Here is a 16,240-nt window from a genome sequence, read left to right on the forward strand (position 1 = left end):
GAAACTCATGAGCAACGCCCTGAGATGGCTATTATGGCTGATTGTCGCGGTAGTGGTGATAGCCGGCGGCTATGCGCTGTATACCCTGCTGCGGCCGGTTGGGCCGGAGCCTGCTGCGCCCATCGCCGGCGCGCCCGCCGGCATTACCGATAAACTGGCGCGCGGTGAATATCTGGCGCGCGCCGCCGACTGCGTGGCTTGCCACACCGCGCCGGGCGGCAAACCTTTCGCCGGCGGTTTCGCGTTTAAACTGCCGTTCGGCACTATTTACGGCACCAATATTACCGCGGACAAAGAAACTGGTATTGGTGACTGGAGCGACGAGCAGTTTGTGCGTGCGGTGCGTGAGGGCGTCGGTCCGCAGGGTAACCTGTATCCGGCGATGCCTTACACGTCTTACACTGCGTTGAGCCGCGACGACGTGCTGGCGATCAAGGCTTATCTGTTCAGCCTGCCGCCGGTGAAACAGGCCAACCCGCAAAACGATCTGCCATTCCCGTTCAATCAACGCTGGGGCATGAAGTTCTGGAATCTGGCGTTCTTTCATGAAAAACGCTTCGAACCGAATCTCAACCAGGATGAACAGTGGAACCGCGGTGCCTACCTGGCGACCGCGCTGGGGCACTGTAGCGAATGCCACACGCCGCGCAACCTGGCCTTTGGCATTAATCAGAGCAAGAACCTCAGCGGTGAGGTGGTCCAGGGCTGGTTTGCCGCCAACATCACCCCGGATGCGCAGACCGGCATCGGCGGATGGAGCGAGCAGCAACTGTCGCAATATCTGGCGACCGGCCATGCGGAGGGGCGCAGCAGTGCCGCCGGCCCGATGGCGGAAGCGGTGGAAAACAGCCTGCAGTATCTGACGCCGGAGGATAATCAGGCGTTGGTGAAATACCTGCGCAACATAGAACCTATCGCCGGCGACAGCGCCAATGCGGTGAACCTGCAACCGAAGGGCGCGTTGTCCTCCAGCGCGGTGCTGCCGGGCGGGCAAGAGGATTCGTTGGGCCGCAGATTGTTTGCCGGTGATTGCAGCGGCTGCCATCAGTGGAACGGCGTGGGCCGCCAGAGTAAATACGCTTCGTTGGTCGGCAGCACGGCGGTAAACGATCCGCAGGGCCGCAGCGTGGTGCAGGCGATCCTCAAAGGCACCCGCATCAGCATCGGGGAGCAGCATGAGGTGATGCCGGACTTCGGTGCCCAATATTCGGACGAAGAAGTGGCGGCGGTGGCCAACTATGTGGTCGGCCAGTTTGGCGAAAAACAAGGTAAGGTCACGGCGAAACAGGTCGCGGAACAACGCAAACAGTAACGATCGGCGAGGGGGCGTTTCTCCCTCGCTGTTCACTGGTGCCGGTCATGCGCTAAAAAAGAGCATGCCAGGGGGCAATGGGCGACATTGCAGTGCATTTTCGGCGAAGAGTGATATTGCTCGCAAAGTTTGACGAAGGCAGTTGCTGAAAAAACGCAACTATGGCGATACTTCCGTCGCGACCTCCGTGGTCGCCAGACATTTTTATTAAGGCGTGTTACTGCTCAGGCAGGCAAGACCAAAATAGGAATGCACCTCTCATCATGATGAGGCGCATTTTCATTTTGGTCTTTTTTTTGTTTTTTTTACCGGGGAAAATAGATGGATTACAAACAGTTGGGCCTGGAAATATTGGCGCGAGTCGGCGGTAAAGCTAACGTCAGCAAACTGACGCACTGCGCCACGCGTCTGCGCATGGAGTTTAACGATGACAGCAAGGTGCAGGCGAAAGCCATTGAGGCCTTGCCGGGGGTGATAAGCGTGGTGGAGCGCGGCGGCCAGTTTCAGATCGTGGTCGGCAATAACGTGCAGCAAACTTTCCGCACGTTGCAAAAGGAGATTGGCGATCTCAGTGGCCGACAGGGCGAGAAGAAACAGCAGGCCAGGGGCGGGGTGTTTTCGCAGATCATCAGTGTCATCTCCACCACGTTCACGCCGGTGATCCCGGCGATCACCGGGGCGGGGATGATCAAGGCGTTGCTGGCGATCCTCAAACTGACCGGCGTGATAGACGCCGCCAGCCCGACGTACCATCTGCTGGATACTATCGCCGATGCGGCCTTTTTCTTCCTGCCGGTATTACTGGCCTACGGCGCTTCGATCAAGTTCGAATGCAACCCGATACTGGCGATGACCATCGCCGGCGCCTTGCTGCACCCCAATTTGGCGCAGATGCTGGCGGCGGGCACCGCGATTGATTTTGTCGGTATTCCGGTACGGCTGGCGGACTACGCCGGTTCGGTGCTGCCGATTATATTCACCGTGTGGCTGATGTCCTATATTGAGCGATTTGCGGAGAAAGTGTCGCCGACGATGATCAAGTTTTTCACCAAACCGATGATTATCCTGTTGGTTACGGCGCCGCTGGCGTTGGTGGTGGTCGGGCCGTTCGGTATTTTCCTTAACGATCTGGTCGCAGCAGGCGCGGCCATCGTCGACGGCAAGGCCAGTTGGCTGATCCCGATGCTGATGGGCGGACTTCAGCCCTTCCTGGTGATCACCGGCACTGCCTGGGCGATGACACCTATCGCCACCGGTCAGTTGAGCAAAAACGGTTTCGAAATGATTAACGGACCGGGCATGCTGGCGTCCAATATCGCGCAGGGTGCGGCGACGCTGTGCGTGGCTTTCCGCACCAAAAACAAAAATCTGCGCCAGCTGGCGTCTTCCGCCGGGTTCACTGCGCTGCTGGGGATCACCGAGCCTTCGCTGTATGGCGTTACCCTGAAACTGCGCAAACCGCTGATTGCGGCGATGATCGGCGGCGGCTGCGCCGGTATCTATGCCGGGCTGAGCGGGCTGGTGCGCTATGCCTTTGTCTCTCCGGGATTGGCGGCGTTGCCGGCATTTATCGGTGAAAACCCGATGAATATCGTCCATGCGCTGATCACCTGTGCCATTGCCATCGTGGTGACCTTCGCGCTGACCTGGATCCTCGGCTTTGACGATCCGGTTGAGGAGCAAGAGCAGGAGGCCACACCGGCGGTGGCTTCCATCAGCGGCGATGAGCAGCAGATTTTCAGCCCGCTGTCCGGCCAACTGGTGGCGCTGGAGCAGGTTAACGACGACGTGTTCTCGCAGGGGTTGTTGGGACAGGGCGTAGCGATAAAGCCGCAGGAAGGGGTGTTGCGTGCGCCGCTGGACGGTGAGGTGATGACCTTTTTGCCGTCGATGCATGCGGTGGGCATCAAGGGTGACAACGGCGTCGAACTGTTGGTGCACATAGGCATCGATACCGTCAATCTGGCGGGCCGACATTTTGCTTCCGAATTGCAGATTGGCGATCGGGTCAAAGTGGGGGATGAACTGGTGCGTTTTGATATTGCGGCGATAACCGCGTTGGGTTACGACCTTACTACGCCGGTATTGGTGATCAACAGCGAAGCCTTCCCGCAGCTGAGCTGCCGCCAGCCGGGTAGCGTGGGCTTTGGCGAGACAATCATCGCTCTCAATACCCCCAAGGAGCCGGTATGATTTATCAACGCCTGGACGATTTCCCCGCAGATTTCCTGTGGGGAGCCTCTACCTCCGCCTATCAGGTGGAGGGAGCCTGGGATGAAGACGGTAAAAGCCCGTCGATTGTAGATATGCTCGATCATCCTGAAGGAACCGCCGATTTCAAAGTTGCCAGCGATCACTATCACCGTTTCCGCGAAGACGTGAAACTGTTCGCCGAGCTGGGGCTGAAGGCCTACCGTTTTTCCGTCGCCTGGACGCGGGTGCTGCCCAACGGCACCGGTGAGGTTAACGCCGCCGGGCTGGCATTCTACCGGCAACTGATCGATGAGCTGCTGGGCCACGGCATTGAACCTGTGGTGACGCTTTATCACTTCGATTTGCCTTACGTGCTTGAACAGCAGGGCGGCTGGTCCAATCGCGCCACTATCGATGCGTTTGTCGAGTATGCCGCGGTGCTGTTTGACGCCTTTGGCGATCGGGTAAAATATTGGCTGACCATCAATGAACAGAACACCCTGATCCTGCATCCGGGCGCGATTGGCATGCCGAAGGGTGGCGAGTTGCCGTCCAAACAGGTGCTGTATCAGCAAAGCCACCACATGCTGGTGGCGCAAGCCAGGGTGATGGCGTTGTGCCACCAACGCTGCCCATCCGGCAAAATCGGCCCGGCGATTAACACCACCTCGATGTATCAGGAAACCTGCCATCCGCTGGACGCCATCGCCGCGCACAACTGGGAAACGCTGCGCTGCTGGAGTTTCCTCGACGTGGCGGTGCATGGGCGCTATAACGCACTGGCCTGGCGATATTTGCGGGATCGCGACCTGGCGCCGCAAATGGAACCGGGCGATGCGGCGTTGTTGTTGCAGGGCAAACCGGATTACGTGGCGATAAACTACTATTCCACCGCTACCATCGCCGCCAGTCGGGGCGATGCTTCGGACATCAGTGCCCGCGCCGGCGATCAACAAATCATGCTGGGGGAACCGGGAGTGTACCGAGCGGCGGAGAACCCGTTCGTTGGCAAAACCCGTTACGGTTGGGTGATCGACCCGGTCGGGTTGCGCCTGACACTGCGCAAAACTTACGAACGCTACGCTTTGCCGATATTAATCACTGAAAACGGCATAGGCGCCCCAGATGAGTTACAGGCCGATGGTACAATTAATGATGACTACCGCATTGAGTTTATGCGTCAGCACGTTGAACAGATGCAACTGGCGATCAACGACGGCGTTGAACTAATGGGGTATTGCCCGTGGGCGGCGATAGACGTGGTCAGCACCCATCAGGGCTACGCCAAGCGTTACGGGTTTATCTATGTAAACCGGGGTGAGCAGGATCTGAAAGATCTGCGCCGCATCAAAAAGCGCAGTTTTGACTGGTATCAACGGCTGATTGCCACTCATGGCCGGCAACGCTAATAAAAATAAAGGGTGATGGCCGCGACGATGAAAGTCATTAAGGTACTCAATAATAGCCTGGTGCTATCAACAGACAGCGATAACAACGAAGCTATCGTTATGGGCAAGGGTATTGGCTTTAACAGCAAAGTGGGTGACGTTCTCGACCCGGCCACTATTGAGAAAGTGTATGTGGTGCAGAACAGCCAAAAGGGCCGTGATTACCTGCGGCTGATGGAAAACACGCCGGAGGAGCACCTGGAGATTGTGCAGATGATCCTCGCTGAGGCCAACCGACAGCTCAATGGCCGCATTAACGAGCAGATTTTCTTCACCCTGGCGGACCACATCAGCTTTGCCATTGAGCGTTATCACAAGGGCATCGCGATCCAAAACCGGCTGTTGTTTGAGGTGAAGCGCTTTTATCCGCAGGAGTTCGCGGTGGCGATGCAGGCGCTGGGGCAAATCAATCAGCGGCTTAACATCACTCTGCCGGAAGAAGAGGCGGGGAATATCGCGTTCCATCTGGTTAACGGCCAGACCGACGTGCAGAACATGGAACATACCCTGCTGTCGGTGAAGATGCTGAAAGACATTTTCAATATCATCAAGTACCACTTTCGCATCAATATCGATACGGATTCGCTCAATTACGCGCGTTTTCTGGTGCATATGCAGTTTTTTATTCAGCGGATGGTCGAAGGGCAACAGATGGCGTCGAAAGACGACTTCATCTTTGCCCAGGTGACCAGGGAGTACCCGAATGCTTATCGCGGCGCGTTGCTGATCCGCGACTATGTGAAGAATCTGCTGGAGATGGAGATGTCGAACGATGAACTGCTGTACCTGGTGATCCACCTGACGCGTATCACCGACCAGCAGGATTAGCCGGAATGCTGTGCGCTGACTGCCTCCGTCACCAGCGCACGAAAGCGCTGGATGAGGGCGGACGAGCGGTTGCTGCGCAGCGCCAGGTACAGCGGCGCACTGAGCTGGGCTTCGTCGCTGATTGCCCGGTAGACGATGCCGTCGCCGCCCAACCGCCGCATCGAGGCCGGTACGATCGACAACCCCAGACCGGCCCCCACCAGGCTGAGCGTCGCGGGCAGGCGCGGGGCCTCTTGAATGACGCGTGGGCTGAACCCGGCGCGGTGGCAGGCGGCTAAAATGGCATCGTACAAGCCCTGGCCCGCAGGGCGGCGGTAGAGAATAAAAGCTTCGTTCGCCAACGACGCCAGCGGCAATGGCTGCGCGCTGTCGACTGCCCACGGGTGGCCGACCGGCAGGGCGACCAGCATAGTTTCGCGCAGCACCGGCTCAATGGTCAGGCCTGGAATGCCGCTGGCCGGCGAGCGCACAAAAGCCACGTCGAGCCGTTCATCCACCAGCGCATCCAGCAGTTCGCCGCTGCCGGCTTCTTCCAGTTGGGTGGTGATACCCGGCAGGATCTCGCGATAGCGGCGCAACAGGTTAGGTACGAATGGGTGCAGCGCGGCGGAACTGGTAAAGCCGATGGCGATATGCCCTTGTTCACCGCGTGCTGCGCGATGCACCGCTTCGGTCAACAGCTCGGCGCGGGCCAACAGCGCACGCGCCTCATTAAACAGCACGTTGCCCGCTTCGGTGGGGCGCACGCCACGCGGCAGACGCTGCAACAGTGTTACCCCCAGCTCATCCTCCAGCCCCTGCAGCAGGCGGGTCAACGGCGGCTGTTGAATAAACAGCCGTTCGGCGGCGCGGGTAATATTGCCTTCTTCAACTACCGCAACGAACGCCCGCAAGCGGCGAAGTTCGATCATAGACATACCTAAAAGGTATCCTTGTTGGTTCTGAAATGCATTAGACATCATGACATGGCGGCGCGCATCATACCAGGCATCAAAAATAAGCGATGTGGAACGAGTAATGTCTGAATCGGATGCGGTAAAAAACACCCGGCTTGCGGCGGCACCGGGCAATGGGGAGCTGTTTTGGGGCTTTCTGATGCTGGGGCTGATAGGGTTTGGCGGCGTGCTGCCGCTGGCGCGCAATATGCTGGTGGAGGATCGGCGCTGGCTGAGTGGCGAACAGTTTACCGAGCTGCTCGGGCTGTGCCAGTTTCTGCCGGGGGGCAACGTGATCAACCTTTCGGTTGCGGTGGGGATGGAGTTTCGCGGCCTGCGCGGCGCTTGCTGTGCGTTGCTGGGGTTGATCAGCGCGCCGACCGCGATTGTGGTCGGGTTGGGGATGGTTTACGCCCGCTTCCAGAATGATGCGCATGTGCAGCACGTGTTTGCCGGGCTGGCGGCTGCGGCGGCCGGCTTGCTGCTGTCCACCGGGATAAAAATGCTGTTGCCGCTGCGCGGTAAATGGCTGGCGCTGGGGATTGTCGCGTTGTGCCTGATCGCCATCGCCTGGCTGCGTTTGCCGCTGTTGCCGACCATGCTGGTGCTGGCGCCGCTGAGCATTCTGTTGCTGTGGTGGAGGAAGCCCTCATGATGGGCGTATTGATCTCGCTGGCGATTATTTTCACCGAGCTTTCGCTGCTGGCATTCGGCGGCGGCATGACTATCCTGCCGGAAATGCAGCGCCAGGTGGTGGAGGTTCATCAATGGATGAGCGCACAGGAGTTCAGCGCGCTGTTCGCCATGGCGCAAGCCGCGCCGGGGCCGAATATGATGATCGTACCGCTGATTGGCTGGCACGTGGCCGGCTGGGCGGGGTTGCTGGTTTCCTCCGTCGCCAAGTTCGGCCCGTCATCGATCGTGACTTTACTGGTGATGGGGGCCTGGCGGCGCTTCAAGGACAAACCCTGGCGGCGTATCGTGCAGACCGGTCTGGTGCCGGTCACTGTCGGGTTGGTGGCGGCCAGCGGGGTGTTGATCGCCGAAGCTTCTGCGCCGAGCTGGCCGTTGGCGGCGATCATCGCGCTGGCCACGCTACTGAGCATGAACAAACGCATTCACCCGCTGTGGGTACTGGCGGGCGGTGCGCTGCTCGGGCTGCTGGTAGCCTAATCAGCGCGGTGTCAGCACAAAGCGGGGTTTACCGTCGTGGCTCGTGACTTCGTAGCGTTTGGGGGCGGTCAACGCGAGAAACGCCACTCTGCTGCCGTCGGCGTTGGTCAACGTCATACCGTCCGGCGTCGGGCGCCAGGCTACCGGTAACTCGGTGAGCGCCAGCGGTTGCAGGCACTGCGATGAGGCGGTGAAACGGTAGGCGTTGGTGCTTTCGATCCGCTCATCGCTCAGTTCAACGTCACAGGCGGCGATCTTGCCTTCGATGTCGGTCAACTGCCAGTGCCCTTTCAACGCGGAGGGGGCGAGCAACGGCAACGAACTGGCGAAGGTATTGCTGCACAACAATAGGCTCATAACAGCTCCTGTCAGGGCAATGCGCCGTAATGCGCGCAACGGGGTAAAGGGGAAAAGGGTGATCATCAGTTTCCTTACTGTCGCTTTTGTGGCCGGGTGGAAACATCTCTGTGTCTATGATGATAGCAAAGTTGCCGGCGTTGACGTCTGGCTTTGCGGGGACTGGTTTGTTATTCATGGCACGGAGGCGTCATATCATCCGATGTTTCGCTTTTTCTTTTTCGTTATGGGGCCGTAGATGGGCTATTTTTCGCAACTTCCATTCGATATTCGTCTTGAGTGGGGATCAAACGCCCTCGAGCATATGGCGGGTGATGTTGATTGCGTCATCATTGTCGATGTGATGTCGTTTTCAACCTGTGTCAGCGTGGCAACCAAACGGGGAGCCAGCGTCTATCCCTATGCATGGAAAGATGACTCGGCCAAGGATTATGCAAGCAAGTTAGGCGCGGTAACGGCTAGCAACACCCGGCGTTTTGATGGAGCAGGGTATTCTCTTTCGCCACTCTCGTTGGTCACTATCCCTGCGCTGACCAAGCTGGTGCTCCCGTCCCCCAATGGTTCTTCGTTGGCCTTTAAGGCTCGAGACTCAGGGGCTGCGGTATTCTGCGCTTGCCTGCGTAACCTTAAAGCGACAGCCATTGCCTGTGCGGCGTATCGAAACATATTGGTGGTCCCCAGCGGCGAAAAATGGCCGGACGGCAGCCTGCGACCGGCACTTGAGGACTGGCTGGTTGCTGGCGGGGTCATCGCCCAACTGCCAGAAAGAAACCCGTCGCCGGAAGCTCTGGCGGCGGCAGCAAGCTTCTATGCGTTGCCTGCGACTGCATTGCGTCAGTGCAGCTCAGCGCGCGAGTTGATTGAACGCGGGTTCGCCGCCGACGTCGAACTCTGTCTGGCAACTGATGCAGACGACAGGGCCTGTCGGTTGCAGTACGACCATTTTGTCATTCAGCAGGGCACTGTAGCCTGCTGAAATACTCCGGTGTCAGGCGCTGCGCAAACGCTGTTGGCGTTCCAACTGCTGGTTGAAATATTCGGCATTCCAGTCTTCTTGCAGGGCGTGCAAAAGCAATTGCTGTTGCGTCTGTGGTGCCAGACCAGCCAGCGGCGGATCGCTGTCCAGATTGGTGGGAAAGGAGTAGCCGTCCGCCGCAGCCGCGACCAATGCCGCCAGCTCCGCACCATGCAATTGCTCGTTTTGATAACGCTGGCGCAGCGCCGGATAGATCAGTTGCAGCAGGCGTAGTCGGTTGACGGTTTCCATCGGCTTGCCAAACGCCGATGAAACCTGCAGCAGGTTGGCGATACGCACATGGTCATGAGTAACGTTATTGCCGGCGGCATGGAACAGCGCCGGGTTAAAGAACAACGCATCTCCCTGTGCCAGTGGCAACTGCACCGCATGCTGCCGGAAATAGTCTATAAACTCCGGTTGCCGCCAGGCCAGGTACCCCCCCGGATATTGTTGAGAAAACGGCAGCAGTTGCGTTGGGCCGGACTCCAGCGGCATCGCCGAATGCGCCACCGCGCCCTGTAGCGTCAAATACTGCGACAATAGCTGTAACGGCAGCGGAAAGCGCTGCACATCGCGGTTTTCCTGAAAGCCCAAATGGTAATCGCGGTGTGGTTGCTGCGCCTTACCGCCGGGGCGGACTACGTTCACCTGCGCAGTCATTTGATACCAGGGGCCGAGCCAGGCTTCGCTAACCAGCGCCAGCGTGGGATTGGAATAGTATTCGATGAAGGAGCCGGCATCCTGCTCGGCGGTTTTTTGCAGCGAATTCCAGATGCGGCCATTATTGCCGGCGGCAGAAAAGTGATCACCTGCGTTCCCTCTGGCCGCTTCCTGCTGAAAAATGGCGTCGAAAACCCGGTTGTGCCGCTCAATCACCTCTGAGTCGGGATAGGCTCCTTTGATGACCAGTACGCCGGGGCCAGTGGAAAGAGCCCGATGCAGTTCGCTCAGCACGGCGATTTTATCGCTCTGGACAGGTTCCAGCAGCGCGGCATTGTGATAAATCAGCACGTTTTTTTCCGCTTCGGCAGCAAGCGGATAATCGCTCAATGTTAGCGATTGCTCACATAATAGGCTAAAGGCATTCGCCGAGAGAGCGTCCGGCTGTAAAAACAGGGTGTCAGTCATGATGTTCTCCCGCTGCCAGGCTCAACGGCCGTTCCGGTTTTGGCGAACCGCCGTCACCGCAGCCGATCACTCCCTGATCGAAGTCGATAACCGCACCTGTCATCATGCCGGATTCCTCAGACAGCAAGAAAGCCACCGCGCGCGCCACTTCCCGAGTTTTTAACAGACGGCCAAAGGGTTGTTCCCGTTCGGCCTGCGCCAACCAGTCTTCGTCGGCGTCATGATACTGGCGCTGGATCTCATGCTCATGCGGTGTATCCATCCAGCCGATGTTCAGGCCGTTCACCCTGATACGGTTGCGCATGGCGCTAAAGGCGACGTTTTTGGTCAGCGTGGTCAACGCGCCTTTCGATGCGGCATAAGGCGCCAAAAACGACTGGCCGCCGTGGGCGGTGATGGTGATGATATTGACTACCGTACCGGCCACCCGGCGTTTGATCATCACCTTGATGGCCTCTTGCATCAGGAAGAAGGGGGCACGGATATTGACGGCGAAGATGGCGTCGAACAGTTCTGGCGTGGTGTCGAGTATTGTTCCACGATCGGACATGCCGGCGCAGTTGACCAAACCGTGCAAGGTACCAAAGCGGCGTTCCGCCTCGGTGATGACGTTACGACAAACCGCCGGTTCGGCAATATCCGCGGTGATAAAGTGGGCGTCACAGCCAGTGGCGCGCAGCTTGTCCGCCTGGGCCGCTCCTGCCTGACTATTGCGGCCGCAAAGCATCAGCCCGGCTGCACCGCGCTCTGCCAGCAATTGCGCCACTGCCGCCCCCAGCCCCTGAGTGGCGCCGGTCACCACGTAGTAGTTGCCGGAAAACATACTGTTTACATTTTCGCTCATCGCATCAACCTCGGTATTTTTTTATATTAAAATCAAATGGTTATTTTTGTGGTCTGTTGCTATTAATAACCCTAGCATCTACATTTGATTAACAAAACCTCACTGAAACCTCAAAAAGACCTCAATTGGAGGTGCGATGAAATTCTCTATCAAGCAAATTGCTGCGCAGGCGGGCGTCAGCAAGGCAACGGTCGATCGCGCGCTGCATCAGCGGGGCAAGGTGCATCAACAAACGCTGAGGCGGATTGAACAGGCGTTACAGGATTTGGAAAGCCAGCACCATAACAGCTTGGCCAGCGGTCGCACGCTGCCGATTGACGTAGTGATGCATACGCCGGAACGCTTTAGCCGCTTGGTAACGGGAGCGTTGTGCAGCCAACTCGGCAGCTTCGCGCCGTTTCGTATTCAGCTGCGTTTCCATATTTTTGAGCAGGCCAATACCGATGAACTGTTACAGGTGCTGGAACGCTGCCGCAATCAGGGTTCCTACGGGGTGATCCTGAAGGTGAGCGATGAACAATTACTCAATGACAGCGTCGGCCTGTTGCAGCAACAGGGGATACCGGTGGTGACGATAGTCACGGATCTGCCGCAAAGCAGGCGGATCGGTTATATCGGCATGGATAACCGTGCCGCCGGCCGCACTGCCGCCTATCTACTGGCGCGTTGGTTGCCGCAGCAGCCACAGTGCGTGGCGGTGGTGATCGGTAGCCAGGGTTTTCGCGGCGAGGAAGAAAGAGAGAGCGGTTTTCGCCAATGGCTGCGTGAACGGGCTGCGCACCTGAGTGTGGTGGACATCAGCGGCGGGATGGGGGTGCATGCGCCTACGTTGCAGCGTGTGACAGAAACCTTGCTGCGCTATCCGGATATTCATGCGGTATACAGCGTCGGTGGGGGTAACTCCGCGATTGTCGAAGCCTTTAGCCGCCAACAGAGACGGCTGGCTGTGTTTATCGGCCACGATCTGGATCACGAGAACCGCCAATTGCTGGCGCAGGAGAGAATAGATGCGGTGATCGATCACGATCTGCAACGCGACGCACGCAGCGCCTTCCAGACAATCCTGCAATACCACGGGTTTCTTCCCGGTAGTATCGTCACCCACGAGTTCTCAAGGGTAAGTGTGGTGACGCCGTTTAATCTCGCCATGGTCGACGAGCCTTCCGTCAATGGTTAGAGGGGAAGGATAGCTTACGCCGCCCGTCGCCATAAGGCTGCGAACATGCCGGGTTTGGTGAACATCACCATATTCCCCAACAGGATCAGGCACAGGCCGATCACCGGTTCTTTATCGGATTAATCAACATTCTGATTTCCTTATAAAAATAAGCAAAGTCAGAATATAGCCGCACTGGCAATACTTGCTGGGTGAAAAGAAGGAATACTAAGTCAGGGGTATGACTTAACGAAGGGAAGACCGGTTGGCCTGTGAATGTTTTATTTGATTTTTTTAAATGCCCTTATAGTTTTAATGTGACTATTGAATAATAATTTGTGATATATGTGGTAATTTCATTCATATTATTTATGTGTTTTTTTTAAATTATTTTATTGACGTAAAAATAAGATAACGATTATCATTATCAAATAATGGAATTGACTACTAACAGGGAGTGGCATGAAAACTATCTTTATTTTTTTGTTTTTTTTTGGGGCTATACCTACCGGGCATACTGAACCGATGAAAACAGTAGTGGAATCACCAAAATCAATTTTAAAGATTGAAGACTTTCTTCCCACACAAAAGAAATGGTCGATTAACACTGGCATCAATATCCTGAATAATAGTAGTGATGGCAGTCATTCCGGTGTTTACATTAACGAGATTGGGCCTGGTAGGTATGTTTTTGACAGAACGTCATTCTCATACGACAAGGAAAGTAATGGGGTGTCTGGATATTTTTCAGGAGTATATGGAATAACCGACAACCTTTCCTTGTCAACAACATTAAATGGACAGTGGGTCAACGTCCATTTTTCAACAGAAAATGGCACAAACTCTTCAAAGAATGAATACACATTTAATGGTACAGGCGTCGGTGTAAGTTATCAAATGTATAAAATTTCAGATTTTACGGTTTTATTCGGTGGCGTCAACTTAAAAAATGGTAGTGTAAATAGTTACTCATTAGGTACAGCATTGAATTGGATTTATGATCCTGTTGTCCTTGCTTTTTCGTTGGGGCTCTTGGATGGGATATCGAAAGAGAAATTTTCAAGTAACTATAAGGTATATACCGGTTCTGGCAAGGTCATATTTTCGGTTAATCCGGAGGTAAATTTAAACTGGGGGTTTTCAAAGGATTTTATTCATTCTAAAGGTCGATATGTAAATAAAAGAGAGTGGCATAGCACGACATCAATGTTAATTGGGTGCAGTATAAACTTGATGGATAATATAACCAGCACTGTGAATGCAAAGGGCGGTGTGGGGAATAATAAAAACTCAGTAATTTCACTTGGGTTAAGCTACAAAATATAATAGTAATAGGATGATTATTCAATATAAAACCAAGGTGGTAATTATGTGTGGTAGGATATCATTTTTTATTTTTTTGTATGTATTATCATCAGTGCTTATACCTAACAGTGTTTGTGCGGTACCGAGCGTAGGATTTAATAAAGATCAGTTGCTTATGATCGCAGATATCAAAGAGTTTGGTTATAGTTCATTTGAGCCATTAAATATTGAGGAATTAGATGAGACTAAAGGAAAAGTAGGCCCCTTAATTTTGGGAGCTATAGGGGCTGTCGGTGGCGCTGGCGCATCGGTAGGTATGGACTATTCCAATGGGCAGTCAGTCAATTGGGGAAATGCGACGACCGCGGGCGTTGCTGGTTTTGTTACTGGAGCCACTGGTGGTATTATAGGAGGGACAATTACTGGTGCCGCAGCGAGCGCAGCTTTGGGGGCAAGCGCTGCTGGTGCAAGTAATGCCTTGTTTGGAAGTATTGGCCGAGGTGGTGGCCGAAGCTCATGCGATACTTGCCATAAAGCGAGATAACGTGATTAATTTATTGCACTTTTCTGCCCTCGCTGGTTCAGTATTATTATACTTCCGTATTGGTCGCTTTTTATTTCCGGAGTTGAGGAAAGGGCTGCTTATTTTCTCTTGTCTTACTTTAATAATTAGTGGGGTTTTTAGCAATCAACAAATTTATACTGCTTTTTTCTCGTTAATTATAGTAATGGTGGCTATGGTGATTCACTGGCTAAAATGGTATGTCGTTATTAATGGTAGAGGTGAATTTGGTGTTTTATATGCGAACTTTTCGTTTATGCCATTTTTGGTGTTTCTGATTAAGCATATTGGTTCGTAATTAAAATGAAAAAATATTTATTTTTTTATTGTTTTAACTTGAGATTGTTGATGGTTTCGATACTGTTTTTCTCTAACGCATTGCAAGCTACGTATGTTGAAAGAAAATTTCATGGCGAAAGGCAACAGTTGTATGACAATACCTGTGGGCTTGCTTCTGTTAGATTTGTTTTAAATAAGTATTATAATGTAAGTGTCACTGAGGTAGAATTGATAAGCAAAGTTGATATCAAGCCAGAATACTCATTTCTTGACTTAACTACACTCTCTAAAGTGTTAGGGCTAAATGTGTTTGGGGTCAAAATTACAATTAATCAGTTGAAAGAGATTCACTCTCCTGCAATCCTTCATATCAATAGGCTTGGGAAGGAGCATTTTGTTGTTTTTCTAGGAGTGAACTCTCAGCTTGTCCAATTATATGATCCCGCGTGGGGCTATATTAACTACACTCGAGGGCAATTTGAAAATTACTGGCTTCATAACGGGCGGTTTGGGCGGGCTTTAATTTTTTTAAAAGATGAGGAAATTGATATTAATTATGCGTTAGTTAATCAAAAAAACATACCTCTGGATTGAATTTTTCGATTTCAACAAATTGATGAACATGCTCCCAAGATTGTAAAGGGGCATGCCAGGTCGACCGCTGTTATTACCGTTTCTCCTTACGCCGCCCGCCGCCATAACGCGGCGTACATGCCGGGTTTGGCGAACATCACCAGATTCCCCAACAGGATCAGGCACAGGCCGATCACCGCGTTGAGGTGCCACTGGTAACCTTCATAGAGTGTCGAGATGCTCAGCGCCACCAGCGGAAACAGCAGGGTGCTGTAGGCCGCAGCGCTTGCGCCGATGCGGCCAAGCAGGCTGAAGTAAGCGGCAAAGGCAATCACCGACCCGAAAATCGCCAGATACAGCAATGAGCCGATATAACGGGTAGTGAACTCAATCTGGAAGGATGCGCCTTGGGCCAGGGCGATCAGCGCCATCAGGATTGCACCATAACTCATGGCATAAGTATTGGTGGAAAGAATGTCCAGCCCACGCCGCTGGTGGCGTGAACTGATCATATTACCGAGTGAAAAACCGTAGGTGCCGAGCGCACTCAGTCCGATGCCTTGCAACAGTTCCGGCGCCATTTGCGTGGCGACCAGATCCTGCCAGAACAGGGCGACGATCCCGGTCAGGCCCAGTACCGCCGCAGGCAGCAAGTTTGGGCTGGGGCGTTGACGGAAGAAGATCATGCCGTTGACGGCATTGAACAGTACCGCCATCGAGAAAATCACGGATTCCAACCCGCTGCTGATATAGGCCGCCGCATGGTAGAAACAGTAGAAGTTAAAGCCGAACACGCAGCAGCCTTGCAGGATGCAAAACAGGTGATCACGCAGCGCAATACGGCGCAGGCGGCGCGCCAACAGCAGGATCAGCAACATCACCGCGGCGGAAACCACGAAGCGGTAACTGATCGACACCGGAATGGCTACCGGTCCTGCCTGTTGCAGGGTAATCGCAATCCAGGTGGTGCCCCAAATCAGCACCACGGCAAGGTACAACAGCACGTTCATAATCGACTCCGGCAAAATAGACTGCCACAGTATCCGCCGTTGCTCGCAGCCAAGCTTTCAGCGCCTTGCGCGCAATTGCATATTCTTGCGTTTTTTTTAGCAAAAGCGCGGGTCGTGGA

17 protein-coding genes are annotated in these 16,240 nt (G+C 54.6%); 12 read left to right on the forward strand and 5 right to left on the reverse strand.

Annotated elements, in window-relative coordinates:
• Positions 1–7: 7 nt before the first annotated feature.
• The 4 genes from SERAS12_RS11450 to licT all read left to right on the forward strand — a co-directional run bounded on the left by SERAS12_RS11450 (position 8) and on the right by licT (position 5,781).
• Positions 8–1,312, forward strand: coding sequence for a cytochrome c (locus SERAS12_RS11450; protein ID WP_013812805.1), 1,305 nt, complete (start codon positions 8–10; stop codon positions 1,310–1,312).
• Positions 1,313–1,633: 321 nt separating this feature from the next.
• Positions 1,634–3,505 carry a beta-glucoside-specific PTS transporter subunit IIABC gene (locus SERAS12_RS11455; RefSeq protein ID WP_013812806.1) on the forward strand — a complete coding sequence of 624 codons (1,872 nt, stop codon included), beginning with the start codon at positions 1,634–1,636 and terminating at the stop codon, positions 3,503–3,505.
• A complete protein-coding gene (locus tag SERAS12_RS11460; protein WP_013812807.1) occupies positions 3,502–4,914 on the forward strand; it encodes a glycoside hydrolase family 1 protein in 1,413 nt (470 codons plus the stop codon). The genes SERAS12_RS11455 and SERAS12_RS11460 overlap by 4 nt, the downstream gene beginning before the upstream one ends.
• Positions 4,915–4,941: 27 nt before the next feature.
• Complete coding sequence (gene licT / locus SERAS12_RS11465) at positions 4,942–5,781, forward strand: BglG family transcription antiterminator LicT (RefSeq protein ID WP_013812808.1); 840 nt, start codon at positions 4,942–4,944, stop codon at positions 5,779–5,781.
• On the opposite strand, the gene SERAS12_RS11470 is transcribed toward licT, so the two are convergent.
• A complete protein-coding gene (locus SERAS12_RS11470; RefSeq protein ID WP_013812809.1) occupies positions 5,778–6,698 on the reverse strand; it encodes a LysR family transcriptional regulator in 921 nt (306 codons plus the stop codon). The genes licT and SERAS12_RS11470 overlap by 4 nt on opposite strands.
• A gap of 100 nt (positions 6,699–6,798) precedes the next feature.
• Between SERAS12_RS11470 and SERAS12_RS11475 the strand changes: the two genes are divergently transcribed.
• Together SERAS12_RS11475 and SERAS12_RS11480 are read left to right on the forward strand one after the other, a co-directional pair.
• Positions 6,799–7,371: a chromate transporter gene (locus SERAS12_RS11475; protein ID WP_013812810.1), complete on the forward strand. Its 573-nt coding sequence runs from the start codon at positions 6,799–6,801 to the stop codon at positions 7,369–7,371.
• Positions 7,368–7,889, forward strand: a complete 522-nt coding sequence (locus SERAS12_RS11480) for a chromate transporter (protein WP_013812811.1) — start codon at positions 7,368–7,370, stop codon at positions 7,887–7,889. The genes SERAS12_RS11475 and SERAS12_RS11480 overlap by 4 nt, the downstream gene beginning before the upstream one ends.
• On the opposite strand, the gene SERAS12_RS11485 is transcribed toward SERAS12_RS11480, so the two are convergent.
• A complete protein-coding gene (locus SERAS12_RS11485; RefSeq protein WP_013812812.1) occupies positions 7,890–8,246 on the reverse strand; it encodes a protease inhibitor Inh/omp19 family protein in 357 nt (118 codons plus the stop codon). It abuts the gene before it with no gap.
• 238 nt (positions 8,247–8,484) lie between these two features.
• Here SERAS12_RS11485 and SERAS12_RS11495 point away from each other — a divergent pair, with 238 nt between their 5' ends.
• Entirely contained in the window at positions 8,485–9,222 is a 738-nt protein-coding gene (locus SERAS12_RS11495) for a 2-phosphosulfolactate phosphatase (RefSeq protein ID WP_013812813.1), read from the forward strand.
• Positions 9,223–9,234: 12 nt separating this feature from the next.
• Here SERAS12_RS11495 and SERAS12_RS11500 read toward each other — a convergent pair whose 3' ends face one another.
• Both SERAS12_RS11500 and SERAS12_RS11505 read right to left on the reverse strand, forming a co-directional pair.
• Positions 9,235–10,392 carry a phytanoyl-CoA dioxygenase family protein gene (locus tag SERAS12_RS11500; RefSeq protein ID WP_013812814.1) on the reverse strand — a complete coding sequence of 386 codons (1,158 nt, stop codon included), beginning with the start codon at positions 10,390–10,392 and terminating at the stop codon, positions 9,235–9,237.
• Positions 10,385–11,236 carry an SDR family oxidoreductase gene (locus SERAS12_RS11505; RefSeq protein ID WP_013812815.1) on the reverse strand — a complete coding sequence of 284 codons (852 nt, stop codon included), beginning with the start codon at positions 11,234–11,236 and terminating at the stop codon, positions 10,385–10,387. Before SERAS12_RS11505 ends, SERAS12_RS11500 begins: the two co-directional genes overlap by 8 nt.
• Positions 11,237–11,372: 136 nt before the next feature.
• On the opposite strand from SERAS12_RS11505, the gene SERAS12_RS11510 reads away from it, so the two are divergent.
• From SERAS12_RS11510 to SERAS12_RS11525, 5 genes are all read left to right on the forward strand, one after another.
• Positions 11,373–12,413 (forward strand): LacI family DNA-binding transcriptional regulator, encoded by a 1,041-nt coding sequence (locus tag SERAS12_RS11510; protein ID WP_013812816.1) that lies wholly within the window; start codon positions 11,373–11,375, stop codon positions 12,411–12,413.
• A gap of 441 nt (positions 12,414–12,854) precedes the next feature.
• Positions 12,855–13,718 carry a hypothetical protein gene (locus SERAS12_RS11515; protein WP_013812817.1) on the forward strand — a complete coding sequence of 288 codons (864 nt, stop codon included), beginning with the start codon at positions 12,855–12,857 and terminating at the stop codon, positions 13,716–13,718.
• 10 nt (positions 13,719–13,728) lie between these two features.
• Positions 13,729–14,241 (forward strand): hypothetical protein, encoded by a 513-nt coding sequence (locus SERAS12_RS26225; RefSeq protein WP_143760032.1) that lies wholly within the window; start codon positions 13,729–13,731, stop codon positions 14,239–14,241.
• A 1-nt stretch (position 14,242) separates the two neighbouring features.
• Positions 14,243–14,557, forward strand: a complete 315-nt coding sequence (locus SERAS12_RS11520) for a hypothetical protein (RefSeq protein WP_148259210.1) — start codon at positions 14,243–14,245, stop codon at positions 14,555–14,557.
• 50 nt (positions 14,558–14,607) lie between these two features.
• A complete protein-coding gene (locus SERAS12_RS11525; protein WP_013812818.1) occupies positions 14,608–15,132 on the forward strand; it encodes a C39 family peptidase in 525 nt (174 codons plus the stop codon).
• Between the two features lie 86 nt (positions 15,133–15,218).
• On the opposite strand, the gene SERAS12_RS11530 is transcribed toward SERAS12_RS11525, so the two are convergent.
• On the reverse strand, positions 15,219–16,121 hold the full coding sequence (locus SERAS12_RS11530) for a DMT family transporter (RefSeq protein WP_013812819.1): 903 nt from the start codon (positions 16,119–16,121) through the stop codon (positions 15,219–15,221).
• Positions 16,122–16,240 lie beyond the last annotated feature (119 nt).

The organism is Serratia sp. AS12 (assembly GCF_000214195.1).
Classification (GTDB): domain Bacteria; phylum Pseudomonadota; class Gammaproteobacteria; order Enterobacterales; family Enterobacteriaceae; genus Serratia; species Serratia plymuthica.

Bases quoted from the DNA above. Each gene is read 5' to 3' on its own strand.
- SERAS12_RS11450 (WP_013812805.1), top strand. From the start codon at position 8: ATGAGCAACGCCCTGAGATGGCTATTATGGCTGATTGTCGCGGTAGTG.
- SERAS12_RS11455 (WP_013812806.1), top strand. From the start codon at position 1,634: ATGGATTACAAACAGTTGGGCCTGGAAATATTGGCGCGAGTCGGCGGT.
- SERAS12_RS11460 (WP_013812807.1), top strand. From the start codon at position 3,502: ATGATTTATCAACGCCTGGACGATTTCCCCGCAGATTTCCTGTGGGGA.
- licT (WP_013812808.1), top strand. From the start codon at position 4,942: ATGAAAGTCATTAAGGTACTCAATAATAGCCTGGTGCTATCAACAGAC.
- SERAS12_RS11470 (WP_013812809.1), bottom strand. From the start codon at position 6,698: ATGTCTATGATCGAACTTCGCCGCTTGCGGGCGTTCGTTGCGGTAGTT.
- SERAS12_RS11475 (WP_013812810.1), top strand. From the start codon at position 6,799: ATGTCTGAATCGGATGCGGTAAAAAACACCCGGCTTGCGGCGGCACCG.
- SERAS12_RS11480 (WP_013812811.1), top strand. From the start codon at position 7,368: ATGATGGGCGTATTGATCTCGCTGGCGATTATTTTCACCGAGCTTTCG.
- SERAS12_RS11485 (WP_013812812.1), bottom strand. From the start codon at position 8,246: ATGAGCCTATTGTTGTGCAGCAATACCTTCGCCAGTTCGTTGCCGTTG.
- SERAS12_RS11495 (WP_013812813.1), top strand. From the start codon at position 8,485: ATGGGCTATTTTTCGCAACTTCCATTCGATATTCGTCTTGAGTGGGGA.
- SERAS12_RS11500 (WP_013812814.1), bottom strand. From the start codon at position 10,392: ATGACTGACACCCTGTTTTTACAGCCGGACGCTCTCTCGGCGAATGCC.
- SERAS12_RS11505 (WP_013812815.1), bottom strand. From the start codon at position 11,236: ATGAGCGAAAATGTAAACAGTATGTTTTCCGGCAACTACTACGTGGTG.
- SERAS12_RS11510 (WP_013812816.1), top strand. From the start codon at position 11,373: ATGAAATTCTCTATCAAGCAAATTGCTGCGCAGGCGGGCGTCAGCAAG.
- SERAS12_RS11515 (WP_013812817.1), top strand. From the start codon at position 12,855: ATGAAAACTATCTTTATTTTTTTGTTTTTTTTTGGGGCTATACCTACC.
- SERAS12_RS26225 (WP_143760032.1), top strand. From the start codon at position 13,729: ATGATTATTCAATATAAAACCAAGGTGGTAATTATGTGTGGTAGGATA.
- SERAS12_RS11525 (WP_013812818.1), top strand. From the start codon at position 14,608: ATGGTTTCGATACTGTTTTTCTCTAACGCATTGCAAGCTACGTATGTT.
- SERAS12_RS11530 (WP_013812819.1), bottom strand. From the start codon at position 16,121: ATGAACGTGCTGTTGTACCTTGCCGTGGTGCTGATTTGGGGCACCACC.